We start from the raw sequence: 13,493 nt of genomic DNA, 5'->3' as shown, positions 1-13,493 counted from the left end.
TTCATCCGTTTCGAGGGGGTCGCAATGCCCGTCGCGTTATCTTATCCCGGCGTCTATATCGACGAACGGCCGAGCGATGTCCATACCGTCACCGGCGTCGCCACTTCGATCACCGCGTTTATCGGTCGCACGCTGCGCGGCCCGACCGATCAGGCCATGCTCGTCACGAGCTATGCCGATTTCACGCGTCTGTATGGCGCGTTGTGGGCCGACAGCACACTCAGCTATGCGGTGCAGCAGTTCTTTACGAACGGCGGCAATCAGGCTGTCATCGTGCGCGTGCAGAAAGACGCCGCGGCCTCGACTGCCACGCTCGCCGCTGGTCTGAACCTGAGCGCCGCTAGCGAGGGAAAGTGGGGCGAACAGCTGATGGCGCGCGTCGACTGGGACACGCGCCCGGGCGACCCCGCGCTCTTCAATCTGTTTCTGAGGGACGGCGGCACGGGCGCGACCGAAACCTTCCGCAATGTCAGCGTGAAGAACACGGACGCGCGCTATCTGCCGACCGTGCTCAAGCAGCAGTCGTTGCTCGCGCGCGTCACGGCTATGCCCGCGACCCGCCCCGCGGAAAGCGGCAAGCCTGATCCGAACAAGGATCCGTTCAGCAATCCGGCGTGGTATACGGCGTTCGGCCCCGGCTCGGACGGCGCGCCCATTACCGATGACGAGATCACGGGGACAGGGGGCGTGGGCGGCTACCACCTGCTCGACCATGTCGATCTGCTCAACCTGATGTGCATTCCGCCGCTACAGCGAGGGGTCGATCTCAAACCGGCCACCTGGGACCTGGCCGCCGCCTACTGCTTTGACCGGCGCGCCGTACTGATCGTCGATGCCCCGGACAAATGGACTTCGGTGGCTGTCGCCGTCGCGGACATGAACGCCAACAATTTCATCGCGCCCGTAAACAACACCGCGATCTATTTCCCGCGTCTTCTGATTCCCGATCCGCTGATCGAAAACCGGCTTGCCGCGTTCGCGCCGTGCGGCGTCGTTGCCGGCATCTGCGCGCGCACGGACACGCAGCGCGGCGTGTGGAAGGCGCCAGCCGGCATCAATGCGACGCTCGTGAATGTCGCGGGCCTCACACTCGACGGCGAGAATCCCGCGCTGCTCACCGATCCGGACAACGGCCGCATCAACCCGCTCGGCGTGAACTGCCTGCGCAGCTTCCCGGTCATCGGGCGCGTCGTGTGGGGCGCGCGCACCGGACGCGGCGCCGATGCGCTCGCCGATCAATGGAAATACCTGCCCGTGCGCAGGCTCGCGTTCTACATCGAGGAGAGCCTGTATCGCGGCACACAGTGGGTCGTGTTCGAGCCGAACGACGAGCCGCTGTGGGCGCAGATCCGGATGAACATCGGCGATTTCATGCAGACGCTGTTTCGCCAGGGCGCGTTTCAGGGCAAGTCGGCGAGCGATGCGTACTTCGTCAGGTGCAACAGCGAGACGACGACGCAGACGGATATCGACAACGGCGTGGTCAACATCATCGTCGGTTTTGCGCCGCTCAAACCCGCCGAGTTCGTGGTGATCCAGATCCAGCAAAAAACGGCGCATACCTCCTAGGAGACCGGCATGCCCCAGTTCACCGTCAACGCAACGCGCTTCGATCCGTACAAGAACTTCAAGTTCCGCGTCAAATGGGACGGCCGCTATGTCGCCGGCGTGTCCAAGTGCAGCGCGCTCAAGCGCACGACCGAGGTGATCGAGCATCGCGAAGGCGGCGATCCTTCGTCGCCGCGCAAGTCGCCGGGGCGCTCGAAATACGAGGCGATCACGCTGGAACGCGGCGTCACGCACGACGTCGCGTTCGAGCAATGGGCCAACAAGGTATGGCAGCTCAACGCGGGGCTCGGCGCCGAAGTGTCGCTGCGCGACTTCCGCAAGAACCTGATCATCGAGGTCTATAACGAGGCGGGGCAGCTCGTCATCTCGTACCGCGTCTATCGCGCGTGGGTTTCCGAATTCCAGGCGCTGCCCGATCTCGACGCCAATGCGAACGCGGTCGCGATCCAGCACATCAAGCTCGAAAACGAAGGCTGGGAACGCGATCTCGAAGTAAACGAGCCGACCGAGCCCACTTTCACCTTGCCTGCATGACGACACCCGGCATGAATGCATCCGCCCTCCTGTGCGCGTGGGAAACGGCTGCGGCGCAGTCGCCCGGCCAGCGCGCCACCGCGTTGCTGGCGGCGCTGCACGAAGCCGATGCGGCGTCGCTCGATATCGGTCAGCGTGAGCGCGACGCGTTGCGGCTATGCGCCGCGATCGCCGGCAGCACGCTGGATGCCGAGGCCTGTTGTGCGCAGTGCGGCGAGCGCATGGATATCGCGCTGCCGATGACCGCGCTCGATGCCGCTCCCGACACACGCGACGAAATCGAGCATGACGGCTGGCGCATCGGCTTGCGCGTCCCGCATGCGCGCGACGTCGCGTTCGCGCTGGATTGCGCAGGCAGCGAAGACAGCGAAGCGGCGCTGTTCGCGCGCTGCGTGACTTTCGCCGAACGCGACGGACACGCGGTTGCCGCGCGCGAGATCCCGCCAGCGCTGCGCGAGCGCTGCGAGGCGCAACTCGACCGGCTCGCGCCGCTCGCGAATCTCGCACTGGCGGTCCAATGCCCGGCATGCGGCCACGCGGACACGCTCGCATTCGATGCGGGAGAATTCGCGGTGGAGCGTATCGGTCATTGGGCCGAGGACGAACTCGATGTCGTTGCGCGGCTTTGCACGTTGTACGCATGGAGCGAAGCGCAGGTGCTGGCGATGAGCAACTGGCGCCGCCAGTTCTATCTCGACCGTGCGGAGGCGCGATGAACTTCTTGCGCGGCGTGCTAGCCCGTGCTCGCGGCGAAGCCGCGCGTGTACGGCCCCGGCGTGACTACCGCGTGCGTGCCGGCAGCGTCGAGCCGCGCATGGAGGTGCTCGAGACCGAGGCCGTCGCTGTGCGCGCCGAAACGCCGCGAGTCGATGAACCGACCGCGCATCGCCCGGCGCAGCCCACACAAGACGAGCCGGTACCCGTTCGCGCATCGCAGCCAGCAACGAGCGCGGCGCAACCCGCACCCGCGCCCGCGCAACCGGGCATCGCGACACATCGCGAAGCCTCGCGCGCCACGCCGCAGCCGCTGTCCGCGCCCGCACCGGCGCCCGCCGCGCGCCAGGCGCGCGTAGCGCCGCCGCTGCCGAAGGCGCACCCGCAACTACCGCGCGCACCCTATGAACAAAACGCGCAGCCGCGGGTCGCAACCGAGCTGCCGTTGCAAACGCGTGTCGACATCCACATCGGCAAGCTGGAGATCGTGCCGCCCGCCACCACGCGCACGACGCCCTCGCCCACGCCGGCACGCACCAAAACCACGCCGCTCACGCTCGCCGAGTATCTCACGCGAAGGAGCGAACGCCGATGAGCACCGCGCTGGCCGTCGCCGCCGTGACCCAGGCGCTCAAGAACCTGCTCGTCGATGGCGTGCTCGACGCGGGCCAGGTCGGCGACGTGCGCGTGACCGCGCTACCTCCGGATCGCGTCGCCATCGATGGCACCGATGCGCACAGCCAGATCAATCTCTTTCTCTATCAGGTCACCGAAAACGCCGCGTGGCGCAACATGGGCCTGCCGTCATTCAGCGCAGCCGGCGAGCGTATCTCGAACCCGCCGCTCGCGCTCGACCTGCACTATCTGCTGATGGCCTACGGCGTGAAGGAGCTGCATTCGGAGATCCTGCTCGGCTACGCAATGCAGATTCTCCACGACACGCCGCAACTCTCGCGCGACGGCTTGCGCGAGGCGCTGAAAGGCATCAATGCCGCGCCGCCGCCGCCCCCACCGCCCGCTGTGCCGGACATTCCCAATCATCTCAGCGCCCTCGCGCTATCGAATCTCGCCGAGCAGTTCGAGCTCGTGAAGTTCTCGCCCGAGGTGCTGAGCACCGAGGAAATCTCACGCCTGTGGACCGCGTTCGGTGCGAAGTACCGCACCAGCGCCGCATATGTCGCGTCGTGCGTACTGATCCAATCGACCGTGGCGACGCGCGCGACGCGGCCCGTGGTTCGCCGGAACCTGGAGGTCGTGCAGTTCCTGCGCCCGACCATCGACGACGTGCAGCCTTCGATGCTCGCAGCGGGCGAGATGCTCACGCTCAGCGGCTCGCAACTGTGGCAGCCAGCTGCAACGCACGTGCGGCTGTCGTCCGTCGAAGTGCCGATACAACCCGGCGCGACATCCCTGCAATTGCAGATGCTCGTGCCGCACACGCTGCGTGCAGGCATCAACACGGCAAGCGTAAACCAGGGCGTAAGTTTCAAGGACAAGGACCCCGCGGTCGGCGAGCGTCCCGGCCCGCAGTCGAACACGGTGGCCTTCATGTTGATTCCGAAGCTCGCCAACGTGCCCAATAGCGCGCAACAAGGCGCACTCGTGACAGTCGATGTGAATCCGCCGGTCGGCTTCGACCAGGACGTGCAGATCCTGCTGGGCGACACCGCGCTCGTCGTCCCGCCGCGCCCGGCCCCGCCGGTCGGCACGGCAACCACCACGAGTATCACCTTTACCGTGCCGAAGACCGCCGCGACAGGTAAGGTGCCGTTGCGCATCCGCGTCGACGGCGCGGAGTCGAAGCTGGATCCGTTGACCATGCTGGAGATCAAGTCATGAGCGCGCTGGCGGAGGAAATCGGCCATGCTTCGACGGGTCTCGGCGTCGAACTCGAATACCTGAAGGCGTTGCTGCGCGGCGATGCACCGCCTGCCGCGCCTGCGCCGTCGCACATCGACACGCGTTCGCCGCTCGACGATATTGCCGAGCGTTTTGGTCTCACGCCGTTCGCGCGCGCGCTATTGCTGCTCGCCTGCGCGCCCGATCTCGACGGCGAGATCGCGCAACTGCTGGTCCACCGCGACGCGCGCCGTCCGTGGCCGACGCTCGCGCTCGCCGTGCAACTGTTCGGGCCGCCCGAGCTCGCCGCGCTCGCGCCCGATGCGCCGCTGCGCGCATTCGAGCTGCTGCATTTCGCCGGCGAAGGCCCATTGATGTGGCGTCCGTTCTACGCCGACGAACGTCTGATCTTCGCGTTGCAGGATCACGACGCGCTCGACGCGTGGCTCGTGCCGTGGTTAATGCCGGTTCCCGAAACTGCGGCGCGTCAGCCGGTACGTGCGGAAATCGCGCATGCATTGGCGCGCGCGCTCGCCGCGCACGACGATCCACTCGTGATTCTGTCGGGCGCGAATGCGCAGGGTCGCTATGCGCACGTGCTCGGCGCTGCCGCGCTGCTGCACGCGCAGGCGTTACGTTTTGTCGTGCCGGACGCCGCGCAGATGGAACCCGATCCCACCGGATTCGTGCGCCGCTGGCAACGCGAAACGGCGCTGGCGCCGCGCATCCTGCTGATCGAAGGCGACGAATGGCCGGCACGCTGGACACGCGCACTGGAGCGGCTCGCCGCCTGTGTGGTCTGCGCGGATGCTCCCCCGGTGCATCTCGAATGCCGCCGTCATGCGCTGATCCGCCTGCCCGACGACGACCTCGGCACGCGCATCGCGCGCTGGCGCGCGAGTCATCCCGCGATGCCGGAAGACAGCGCGACGCGGCTCGCGGCCGAGTACCGCTGCGCGCCCGAGCATCTCGCGCTCGACCCGCACGACGAGGCCACCGCTCACGAAGCGTGCCGCGCGCTCACGCAGGCCGGCATGGCGGGACTGGGCGAGCGCATCGGCACGCATGGGACCTGGGACGATCTCGTGCTACCCGCCGCGCAGACCGCGCAATTGCGCGATCTCGCGATGCACGCGGCGGCGCGCGTGGTGGTCGGCGAAGGATGGGGATTCGCCAACCGTCAGGGACGCGGCAACGGTCTTGCCGCGCTGTTCGCCGGACCGCCGGGCACCGGCAAGACGCTCGCCGCGCGCATCGTCGCGTCGGCAATCGGACACGATCTGTATCGCGTGGACTTGTCGAAGCTGGTGAGCAAGTACATCGGCGAAACGGAGAAGAATCTCGCGCGCGTGTTCGATGCCGCCGATGCAGGCGGCGCGGTGCTGCTATTCGACGAAGCCGATGCGCTGTTCGGCAAGCGATCCGAAGTGAAGGACAGTCACGATCGCTACGCGAATCTCGAGATCGCGTATCTGCTGCAACGGGTCGAGACCTTCAATGGCGTCGCGATTCTCACTAGTAATCTGGATCAGTCGCTGGACGCCGCGTTTCTGCGTCGCCTCGCGTTCGTCGTGCGATTTCCGTTTCCCGCGCTGGACGCGCGCGTCGACATCTGGAAGCGCGCCTTTCCACCCGATATGCCGCTTGCCGGGCTCGATTTCGCGCGGCTTGCGCGCGCGCCGCTAGCGGGCGGGCATATCGCGGGCATTGCGTGGTCGGCGGCGTGCCGCGCCGTGCATCAAGGCGGCGCAGTGCGGCTCGAGCATGTGGTCGCGGCCGCGCGCGCCGAGTGCCAGAAGCTCGACAAGCCGTGGCAGGAAAGCTGGCTGCGCGACGATCGCCAGGACGGTACGCGATGAACGTGCATATCCATATCGACCGGTTGTGCCTGTCTGGCGTCGATGAGCGCACCGCGCGCGAAGTGCTTGCGCGCCTCGAGGGCGAACTGCGGGCGCGCGCGGCGTCGGCCGGGTGGCGCAATGCGCGCATCGCGGTACTGCGGGCCCATGTTCGGGGCGCGCAATCGCTACGATGGCCGGAGTGGCCGCGCTCACTGCAAGCTTCGCAATCGCTGCAACCACCGCACCCGGCGCAACTGGCTCGCGCGCTCGCCGATGCGTTGCTCGGGAGCGCGTCGTGAGCCGGCGCGCGATGGTTGCCGCGCGTGCGCGCACCGCGCAACCGGTCATTGCGCGCAAGGCGCAGGGCGCGGACCACGACGAGTGTCCGTATTGCCAGCACAAGGCGCGCGTGTCGCAGCCCGGCGATCCGCTCGAATACGAAGCCGACCGCGCCGCCGACGCCGTAATGAACCGTGCCGCCCTACCGGCGCTGAATCCGGCCGCAGGGCAATTCCAGCGCGATCCGAGCGACGCCGCGCCGCACGACGAGCCGCGCGCCAAGCCGGCCGATGCCGGCACGGTTGGCGAAGCGCTCGCGCAAACACCGGTGGGGCAACAGCTCATCGCTAAAGGCGAGGAACAGGGCAAGCGCGCGCTATCGCATCCGGCGGGCGCGGCAGCAGCGGGCGTGATCGCCGGCGGCGCGGTGGCCGGGCTCGCGTCGGCGCGCCAGCCGTTGCCATTTCAGCCGCCGGCCGTGCCGCTCGGCCAGAGTGGCCTGCGCGCGGGTTTGCGTTATGAAGGACCGGTGAGCGCGCCGACCTATGTCGGCGCGACGCTTTCGGGGCCGCTGTCGGGGGAACCGAAAGCCACCAAACCGCCCGCGCACGACCCCGCGGCATATCGCGCCCAGACCGAGCGCATGCGCGCGGAGCTTGATCGATGGAAGCCGAAGGCGCCCGCCGCATCGGCATCCGCGCAGTCCGCCCCGCCCGGCGCGCTCGTGCCGGCCGCCCCGCTGCCGGCGTCGATTCATGCGCCAGCGCCCGCGCCGTTGGAACCGCGTAAGAAGGACGCAGCCACGCCCGTGCAACGCAAGGCGAACAGTCGCGCGGAAGCGCCGTCGCCCGTCGCGGACACGATCGACGAAAGCGGCGATGCACTCGACAGTGCGACGCGCCGCTTCATGGAGCAGCGCTTCGGACGCGACTTTTCGGCGGTGCGCATTCACACCGGGCCGCGCAGCGCGCGCGCCACCGATGCGTTGAAAGCACGCGCGTTTACCTATGGCGAGCACGTCGTGTTCGCGAGCGGCGAATATCATCCGGCCACGGAATCGGGGCGGCGTCTGCTCGCGCATGAACTGGCGCACGTCGCGCAACAGGGCGCGGCGCCGCTGCATGCGACGGCCGCATCGATGCCGATGCGCAGACAGGACGCGGCCGGCGTGGTCGCGCCGTTGAGCACGGCGCCGGCGAACACGATCGCGCGAGAATCCGCCCCCGAGCTAAAGGACGAGAAGATCAAGGTCGATGACCTGTCGCGTCTGTCCGGCCTGGAATACACCGTCACCCGCGATCCCGGAACGATCGAGGATGGTGCGATTCCCTATCAGATCAAACCGCTGTACATCCCGATCGCAAAGGGGCAGCGAGTCCTTCCCATCTATCAGGCACGCACGTCGCCGCCCGGGAAACTGTCGTCAACCGTCGAACTCAAGCCAAAGCCGCACAACGTCAACGAGCGCAACGAGACAGGTTCCGAACGCAGACGGGAGAAATGGCTCCAGCAAGTCGGCTGGACCAGCGCGAACGCGGACCAGAACTGGGCGAACGCCGGCGGCGCGACGACTTTCCCGAATCGCAACGTGAACAACGTGCCGAAGCCGTGCGACCTCGATCACATCGTGGAGTTGCAACTCGGCGGCGAGGACGACGCGCCGAATTTTCAGGTGCTCGACAGCTGTCCGAATCGATCCTCGGGATCGACGCTGAAGAATCAGGTGTATCGCATCGCCCAGAAGATCGTCGAGTATCGCGTCAGGAATGCGTACAAGGACAAGGACGTCACCCGCATCCGCATGATTTTCACCGGCGCACAGATGGGCGACTCGCCCGATACACCGTGCAAGACGAGCGGCGTGGTCGGCAAAGAAACCTGCGACAAGGGCAAGGACGCTCAAGGCGTGGTCACGCCCGCGTCGAGTTGTCTCGCAATCGAAGACTGCGCGATGAACGGCAAAGGCAGCGCGGCTGCGGCCGTGCCGGAGCAAACCGCGACCTACACCGTCAAGGCCAGCGACAGGATCAGCGTCGACTTCAAGGTGCCGCAATCGTTCAGGGACAAGCCCGATGCGCCGCCCGTCGCGCTCGACACCGGTGAAAACGTGAAGGCCGCCGGCTTCATCAAGAGCTTTCGGGCGAAAACTCTCGCGCATCCGGCGGCCAGAAAAGGCGCCAGGAGCAAACCGGCCGCTGCCCAGCCGGACACGATGACCTTCGAGGTGAGCGATGAAATCAAAAATCTCAAGGGTATCGACAAGATCGAGTTTCCGGTCAAGCCCGACAACACGCTCGAACTCGCGTTACCGAAGAAAGCCAAGGGCATTCGCATCGAATTCAAGGGGATGTCGCCAGGCGAAATCACGAGCATCAAGCCCGGCGAGGATGGCGCTGACTTCGCGGGCAACCTGAGCCCGACTATTCCCTTCCTCGGCAAACTCGGCTTCGAATACGAAGCGGGCAAGCTGTGGATCACGAAGGGACTCGATCCGAAAGAGATGAAGCTGCCGGTGCCGGGCCTCGCGATTGACCGCTCGGACGTGAAGTTCGCCTTCCTGCCGAAGCTCGAAGCCAGCGGTGGACTCGCGATGTCCTACACGCGGGCCAACAGAAAGCTGCTTGACCTGTCGCTCAACGCGAAGGCCGACGCCAACGGCTTTCTCTTCGGCGGCGACCTTCGCGCGTATCTGCCCGGTGTCGAATCGGCCAACGGCCACGTCGACTACAGCAAGGCTCAGGGCTGGTCGGGCAAGGCGGAACTCAACGTCGACGATCTCAAGAAAAAACTTAAATTCGTGACCGGTGGCAAGGCGTCAGTGAGCTTTCGCAACGATGGCAAGAGCGGCTTCGCGGTTGACGCGCAAGGCAGCGTGAATCTGAACCTGCCGCATGCCAGCGACGCCACGCTTGCTCTCGTCAATAAGGGCGGACGCTGGATTTTCAGGGGCGGCGCGACCTTCGACGTGCCGCGCCTGCACTCGGTCAGGCTGGACATCGAGTACGACGGTGAACATCTGTCGGGTGATCTGAAGGGTATTGGCTTCAAGTACAAAAAATTCGACGGCAGCATCGATCTCAGGTATCGCGACGAAAAATTTTCCGGCGCAGGCCAGGTGAAGATCGAACACGAGCGCGTCAAAGGCAAGCTCGACGTAAAGCTGACGCCAGACGAACGTTTCACAGGCAGCGGCCAGCTGACGATCCAGATCAAGGAAGGGCTGGAGGCGACCGCGGGCGTGGAGCTCGACGAGCACGAAGTGGTGCGCGTGACGGGCAAGGTTGCTTTCACCAAGCCGATCAAACTGTTCGACGCCTTCGGACACCACGCCAACATCTTCACCGCCAAAGTCGATATCCCGATTCCGGGCGCCAACATCGCGGGCGTGGGCGTCAACGCGCGGATCGAGGGTGGTCTGGAAGCGGGTTACAAAATAGGTCCCGGTGAGATTCGCAACGCCGAGGCCGAAGTCAAACTGAACCCGCTCGAGGAGAACCCGAATCTCGTCTTCAAGGCGAGTGGCCAGTTGTGGATCGGCGCTTCCGCCGAAATCAAGGGTTCGGTTACCGGCTCCATCGTGCTCAAAGCGTATGTGGCCGAAGTCGGAGGCGGACTCACGGTCAGCGCGAGCGCGCTGCTGAACGGCGACGTGTCGTCCACTGTGGAACTCAACTACGCGGACGCACGCTACTGGGCCGAAGCCGATTTCTCCGCGTCGATCGGACTCGCGATCCTGCTTGCGCTGGAGGCCTCGGTGCACGCATCCGCGGGCTTCGGTCCGTTCAAGGTCGGCACGGAGTATCGCTGGACGCTCGCGCAGAAAAAGTTCGACACGGGTCTGCAACTCGGCGTCAAGCTCAAAAAGAAGCTCAAGTACAGCTCGGACAAGAGCTTCGAAATTCCGAGCCCGTCCGACATCGAGATCACAAAGCCCGACATTAACCCCGGACGGCTCATCGACGACGTCTTCAAGGCGAGCGATCAGGACAAAAAGGAGAAACCGCAATGACACAGCCCTTACCGCATGTGCTGAAAGCGGGCATCGTGCTGGTCGATCCAGTCAGCGGCACGGTGTCGCGCGTCATCAGCATGCAGTACAACCCCGATTCGGTCACGCGCACGCTGCAAGTTCAGGGCATCGGCGAAAGCGGCGACCGCTCCGAAGCGCTACGCCTCAAAGGACCAGCGATCGAAACCTTCCGGCTCGACGCCGAGCTCGACGCCACCGACCAGCTCGAGTTCCCCGACAGCAACCCGGACGTCGTCGCGCTGGGCCTGCATCCACAGATCGCGGCACTCGAATCGGTGCTGAATCCGACCTCAGTGGAACTCGTCAACCAGAACACGCTCGCGCAGGCGGGCACGCTCGAAATCGCGCCGAGCGAGGCGCCGCTCACGCTGTTCGTGTGGAGCGCGCAGCGCGTGGTGCCGGTGCGCATCACGGAATTCAGCGTGACCGAAGAAGCCTTCGACACGTCCCTCAATCCGATCCGCGCGCGGCTTTCGCTCGGCATGCGCACGCTGTCGGTAGACGACCTGCCGTTCACGCATCGCGGCAGCGCGATCTTCCTCAACTATCTGCAGGCGAAGGAACGGCTGTCGGCGAAAGCGCCCTCGCCCGCGCTGTCCGCGCTCGGCATTGGAGAAATCGGATGAGCGCCGCCGCCGACACGCTCAAGACCCTCGAATCGATCCTGCAAGGCTCGGCGGCGGGCCCGCAGACCTTCGCGCCCAACAGCCGCTACTACGGCCTGCCGACGCTCACCGTGACGCTCCCCGACGGCCGCACCGTCGCGTGCGTGGCGCGCCGCTTCGTGCCGCCGCCGGAGCGCTTCGCGCCGTTGCAGCATCACACGGTCGCGCAGGGCGAGCGCATCGACAATCTGGCGTTCCAGTACTTCAACGACCCGCTGCAATACTGGCGCATCTGCGACGCGAACCGCGCGATGTATCCCGCCGATCTCACGCGCACCATCGGCAGCGTGCTGCGCATCACGCTGCCGGAGCACGTGCCGGCGCCCGGCGGAGGCGTGTGATGCTCAACGGCGGCATTCATCTGTCGATGCTGATCGGCCCCGCGGTGGCCACGCCCGCGCCCGCCGACGTGATGGATGCGCTCGACGCCGTGCAGGTCACCACGTCGTCGCAACTCGGCGCGTTCCAGCTCACGTTCAAGGCGGGCCGCACGTCGAGTCTGATCGCGTCGCGCGTGCCGGCCGGCTTTTTCGATCCGATCATCACGCGGGTGATTCTGATCGTCACCGTCAACGGGCAGCCGAACGTGATCATGGACGGCGTCGTCACGCGCCAGGAATTGAGCCCGAGCAACGCGGTCGGCCAGTCGACGCTCACCATCACCGGCGAAGACCTCAGCCGGATGATGGATCTGGTCGAAATGCCGTTCATGCGCTATCCCGGCATGCCGATCTCCGCGCGCGTGCTGTTGTTGCTCGCCAAATACGCGGTGCTTGGCATGGCGCCGCTCGTGATTCCGCCGCTGCTGCCCGACATCACGCTGCCGATCGACAAGATCCCGACACAATCCGGCACCGATCTCGCGTACGTGAAGCAGCTTGCCGAGCAATGCGGCTTTGTGTTCTACATCGAACCGGGGCCGGCGGCGGGCAGCAGCATCGCGTACTTCGGGCCGGATATCCGCATTCCCGATCCGCAGCCCGCGCTCACCGTCGACATGGACGCCGCGTCCAATGTCGAGACGCTCAGCTTCAGCCTCGACGGCACCGCGAAGAAGATCACGGTGATCACCGTGCTCGATCCGCTGACCGGCAAGATTCCGATTCCCGTGCCGGTGCCGAACCTCAGCGCGCTGCGCCCGCCGATGGGACTGCGCCCGGCGCTGCCCGCCAAGGTCGAGTTCGGCGACGGCACAGGCGGGCTCTCGCTCGCCGACGCCGCCAACCGCGCGCTTGGCATCGTGCTGAAGGCGAACGATTCGATCACCGGCACCGGCACGCTCGACGTGCTGCGCTACGGCCGCGTGCTGCGCTCGCGCATGATGGTCGGCGTACGCGGCGCGGGTATCGCGTACGACGGGCTCTACTACGTGAACTCCGTCACGCATTCGCTTAAGCGCGGCGAATACAAGCAGAACTTCAATCTGTCGCGCGACGGCCTCGTCGCGAACGTCTCGGGAGTGAGTCCATGACGCTTTCGGTCAGCTCCGCGCTTGCGCGCAATTTCTACGGCAAGTATCGCGGCACGGTCTTGAACAACGTCGATCCGGAGCGGCGCGGACGGCTAACGCTGCTGGTGTCCGATGTCACCGGAGAGACGCCGACCAACTGGGCCGAGCCAGTCGTGCCGCTGGCCGGCCCGACCGGCCTGCCGATGGGCATGTACGTGGTCCCGCCGATCGGCGCGGCAGTGTGGGTCGAGTTCGAGCAAGGCGACGCCGAGAAGCCGATCTGGGTCGGCTGCCGCTGGGGCTCGTCCGCCGACGTTCCGCTGTCCGCGACGATCGGGCTGCCCGCGTCGCCGAACATCTGCATGCAGACGCTGGGGCAGCACATGCTGATGCTCAGCGATATGGTGCCTTCGCCCGAGACGGGCGGCATCGTGCTCAAGAGCCTCACGGGCGCGAAGATCGTCGTCAACGACATGGGCATCTTTATCGACAACGGCAAGGGCGCGTCGATCACGCTGACCGCGAACATGGTCAACGTTAATCTCGGCGCGCTGGTGGTGACCTGAAGGAGA

Annotated in this window: 12 protein-coding genes; all 12 read left to right on the top strand. The window is 66.0% G+C overall.

Annotated elements, in window-relative coordinates; translation table 11 throughout:
* Positions 1 to 24 precede the first annotated feature (24 nt).
* The 12 genes from BX592_RS12855 to BX592_RS12805 are packed head-to-tail and all read left to right on the top strand — an operon-like array spanning position 25 to position 13,487.
* On the top strand, positions 25 to 1,569 hold the full coding sequence (locus BX592_RS12855) for a phage tail sheath family protein (RefSeq protein WP_134192149.1): 1,545 nt from the start codon (positions 25 to 27) through the stop codon (positions 1,567 to 1,569).
* A gap of 9 nt (positions 1,570 to 1,578) precedes the next feature.
* Positions 1,579 to 2,103 (top strand): phage tail protein, encoded by a 525-nt coding sequence (locus tag BX592_RS12850; protein WP_134192148.1) that lies wholly within the window; start codon positions 1,579 to 1,581, stop codon positions 2,101 to 2,103.
* 11 nt (positions 2,104 to 2,114) lie between these two features.
* Positions 2,115 to 2,819: a T4 family baseplate hub assembly chaperone gene (locus BX592_RS12845; RefSeq protein ID WP_134192147.1), complete on the top strand. Its 705-nt coding sequence runs from the start codon at positions 2,115 to 2,117 to the stop codon at positions 2,817 to 2,819.
* Complete coding sequence (locus tag BX592_RS12840) at positions 2,816 to 3,412, top strand: hypothetical protein (protein WP_134192146.1); 597 nt, start codon at positions 2,816 to 2,818, stop codon at positions 3,410 to 3,412. Before BX592_RS12845 ends, BX592_RS12840 begins: the two co-directional genes overlap by 4 nt.
* Complete coding sequence (locus tag BX592_RS12835) at positions 3,409 to 4,656, top strand: Pvc16 family protein (protein ID WP_134192145.1); 1,248 nt, start codon at positions 3,409 to 3,411, stop codon at positions 4,654 to 4,656. The genes BX592_RS12840 and BX592_RS12835 overlap by 4 nt, the downstream gene beginning before the upstream one ends.
* Complete coding sequence (locus BX592_RS12830) at positions 4,653 to 6,515, top strand: ATP-binding protein (RefSeq protein WP_134192144.1); 1,863 nt, start codon at positions 4,653 to 4,655, stop codon at positions 6,513 to 6,515. Before BX592_RS12835 ends, BX592_RS12830 begins: the two co-directional genes overlap by 4 nt.
* Positions 6,512 to 6,796: a hypothetical protein gene (locus BX592_RS33775; protein WP_166676348.1), complete on the top strand. Its 285-nt coding sequence runs from the start codon at positions 6,512 to 6,514 to the stop codon at positions 6,794 to 6,796. Before BX592_RS12830 ends, BX592_RS33775 begins: the two co-directional genes overlap by 4 nt.
* Positions 6,793 to 10,785 carry an eCIS core domain-containing protein gene (locus BX592_RS12825; RefSeq protein ID WP_166676347.1) on the top strand — a complete coding sequence of 1,331 codons (3,993 nt, stop codon included), beginning with the start codon at positions 6,793 to 6,795 and terminating at the stop codon, positions 10,783 to 10,785. The genes BX592_RS33775 and BX592_RS12825 overlap by 4 nt, the downstream gene beginning before the upstream one ends.
* Positions 10,782 to 11,432: a hypothetical protein gene (locus BX592_RS12820; protein ID WP_134192142.1), complete on the top strand. Its 651-nt coding sequence runs from the start codon at positions 10,782 to 10,784 to the stop codon at positions 11,430 to 11,432. The genes BX592_RS12825 and BX592_RS12820 overlap by 4 nt, the downstream gene beginning before the upstream one ends.
* A complete protein-coding gene (locus BX592_RS12815) occupies positions 11,429 to 11,812 on the top strand; it encodes a LysM domain-containing protein (RefSeq protein ID WP_243849512.1) in 384 nt (127 codons plus the stop codon). The genes BX592_RS12820 and BX592_RS12815 overlap by 4 nt, the downstream gene beginning before the upstream one ends.
* On the top strand, positions 11,812 to 12,942 hold the full coding sequence (locus tag BX592_RS12810; protein WP_134192141.1) for a hypothetical protein: 1,131 nt from the start codon (positions 11,812 to 11,814) through the stop codon (positions 12,940 to 12,942). Before BX592_RS12815 ends, BX592_RS12810 begins: the two co-directional genes overlap by 1 nt.
* Positions 12,939 to 13,487 (top strand): phage baseplate assembly protein V, encoded by a 549-nt coding sequence (locus BX592_RS12805; protein ID WP_134192140.1) that lies wholly within the window; start codon positions 12,939 to 12,941, stop codon positions 13,485 to 13,487. The genes BX592_RS12810 and BX592_RS12805 overlap by 4 nt, the downstream gene beginning before the upstream one ends.
* Positions 13,488 to 13,493: the final 6 nt, after the last annotated feature.

Source organism: Paraburkholderia rhizosphaerae (assembly GCF_004366595.1).
Classification (GTDB): domain Bacteria; phylum Pseudomonadota; class Gammaproteobacteria; order Burkholderiales; family Burkholderiaceae; genus Paraburkholderia; species Paraburkholderia rhizosphaerae.
This window is presented reverse-complemented; position numbering and strand designations above follow the sequence as displayed.

Bases quoted from the DNA above. Each gene is read 5' to 3' on its own strand.
- BX592_RS12855 (WP_134192149.1), top strand. From the start codon at position 25: ATGCCCGTCGCGTTATCTTATCCCGGCGTCTATATCGACGAACGGCCG.
- BX592_RS12850 (WP_134192148.1), top strand. From the start codon at position 1,579: ATGCCCCAGTTCACCGTCAACGCAACGCGCTTCGATCCGTACAAGAAC.
- BX592_RS12845 (WP_134192147.1), top strand. From the start codon at position 2,115: ATGAATGCATCCGCCCTCCTGTGCGCGTGGGAAACGGCTGCGGCGCAG.
- BX592_RS12840 (WP_134192146.1), top strand. From the start codon at position 2,816: ATGAACTTCTTGCGCGGCGTGCTAGCCCGTGCTCGCGGCGAAGCCGCG.
- BX592_RS12835 (WP_134192145.1), top strand. From the start codon at position 3,409: ATGAGCACCGCGCTGGCCGTCGCCGCCGTGACCCAGGCGCTCAAGAAC.
- BX592_RS12830 (WP_134192144.1), top strand. From the start codon at position 4,653: ATGAGCGCGCTGGCGGAGGAAATCGGCCATGCTTCGACGGGTCTCGGC.
- BX592_RS33775 (WP_166676348.1), top strand. From the start codon at position 6,512: ATGAACGTGCATATCCATATCGACCGGTTGTGCCTGTCTGGCGTCGAT.
- BX592_RS12820 (WP_134192142.1), top strand. From the start codon at position 10,782: ATGACACAGCCCTTACCGCATGTGCTGAAAGCGGGCATCGTGCTGGTC.
- BX592_RS12815 (WP_243849512.1), top strand. From the start codon at position 11,429: ATGAGCGCCGCCGCCGACACGCTCAAGACCCTCGAATCGATCCTGCAA.
- BX592_RS12810 (WP_134192141.1), top strand. From the start codon at position 11,812: ATGCTCAACGGCGGCATTCATCTGTCGATGCTGATCGGCCCCGCGGTG.
- BX592_RS12805 (WP_134192140.1), top strand. From the start codon at position 12,939: ATGACGCTTTCGGTCAGCTCCGCGCTTGCGCGCAATTTCTACGGCAAG.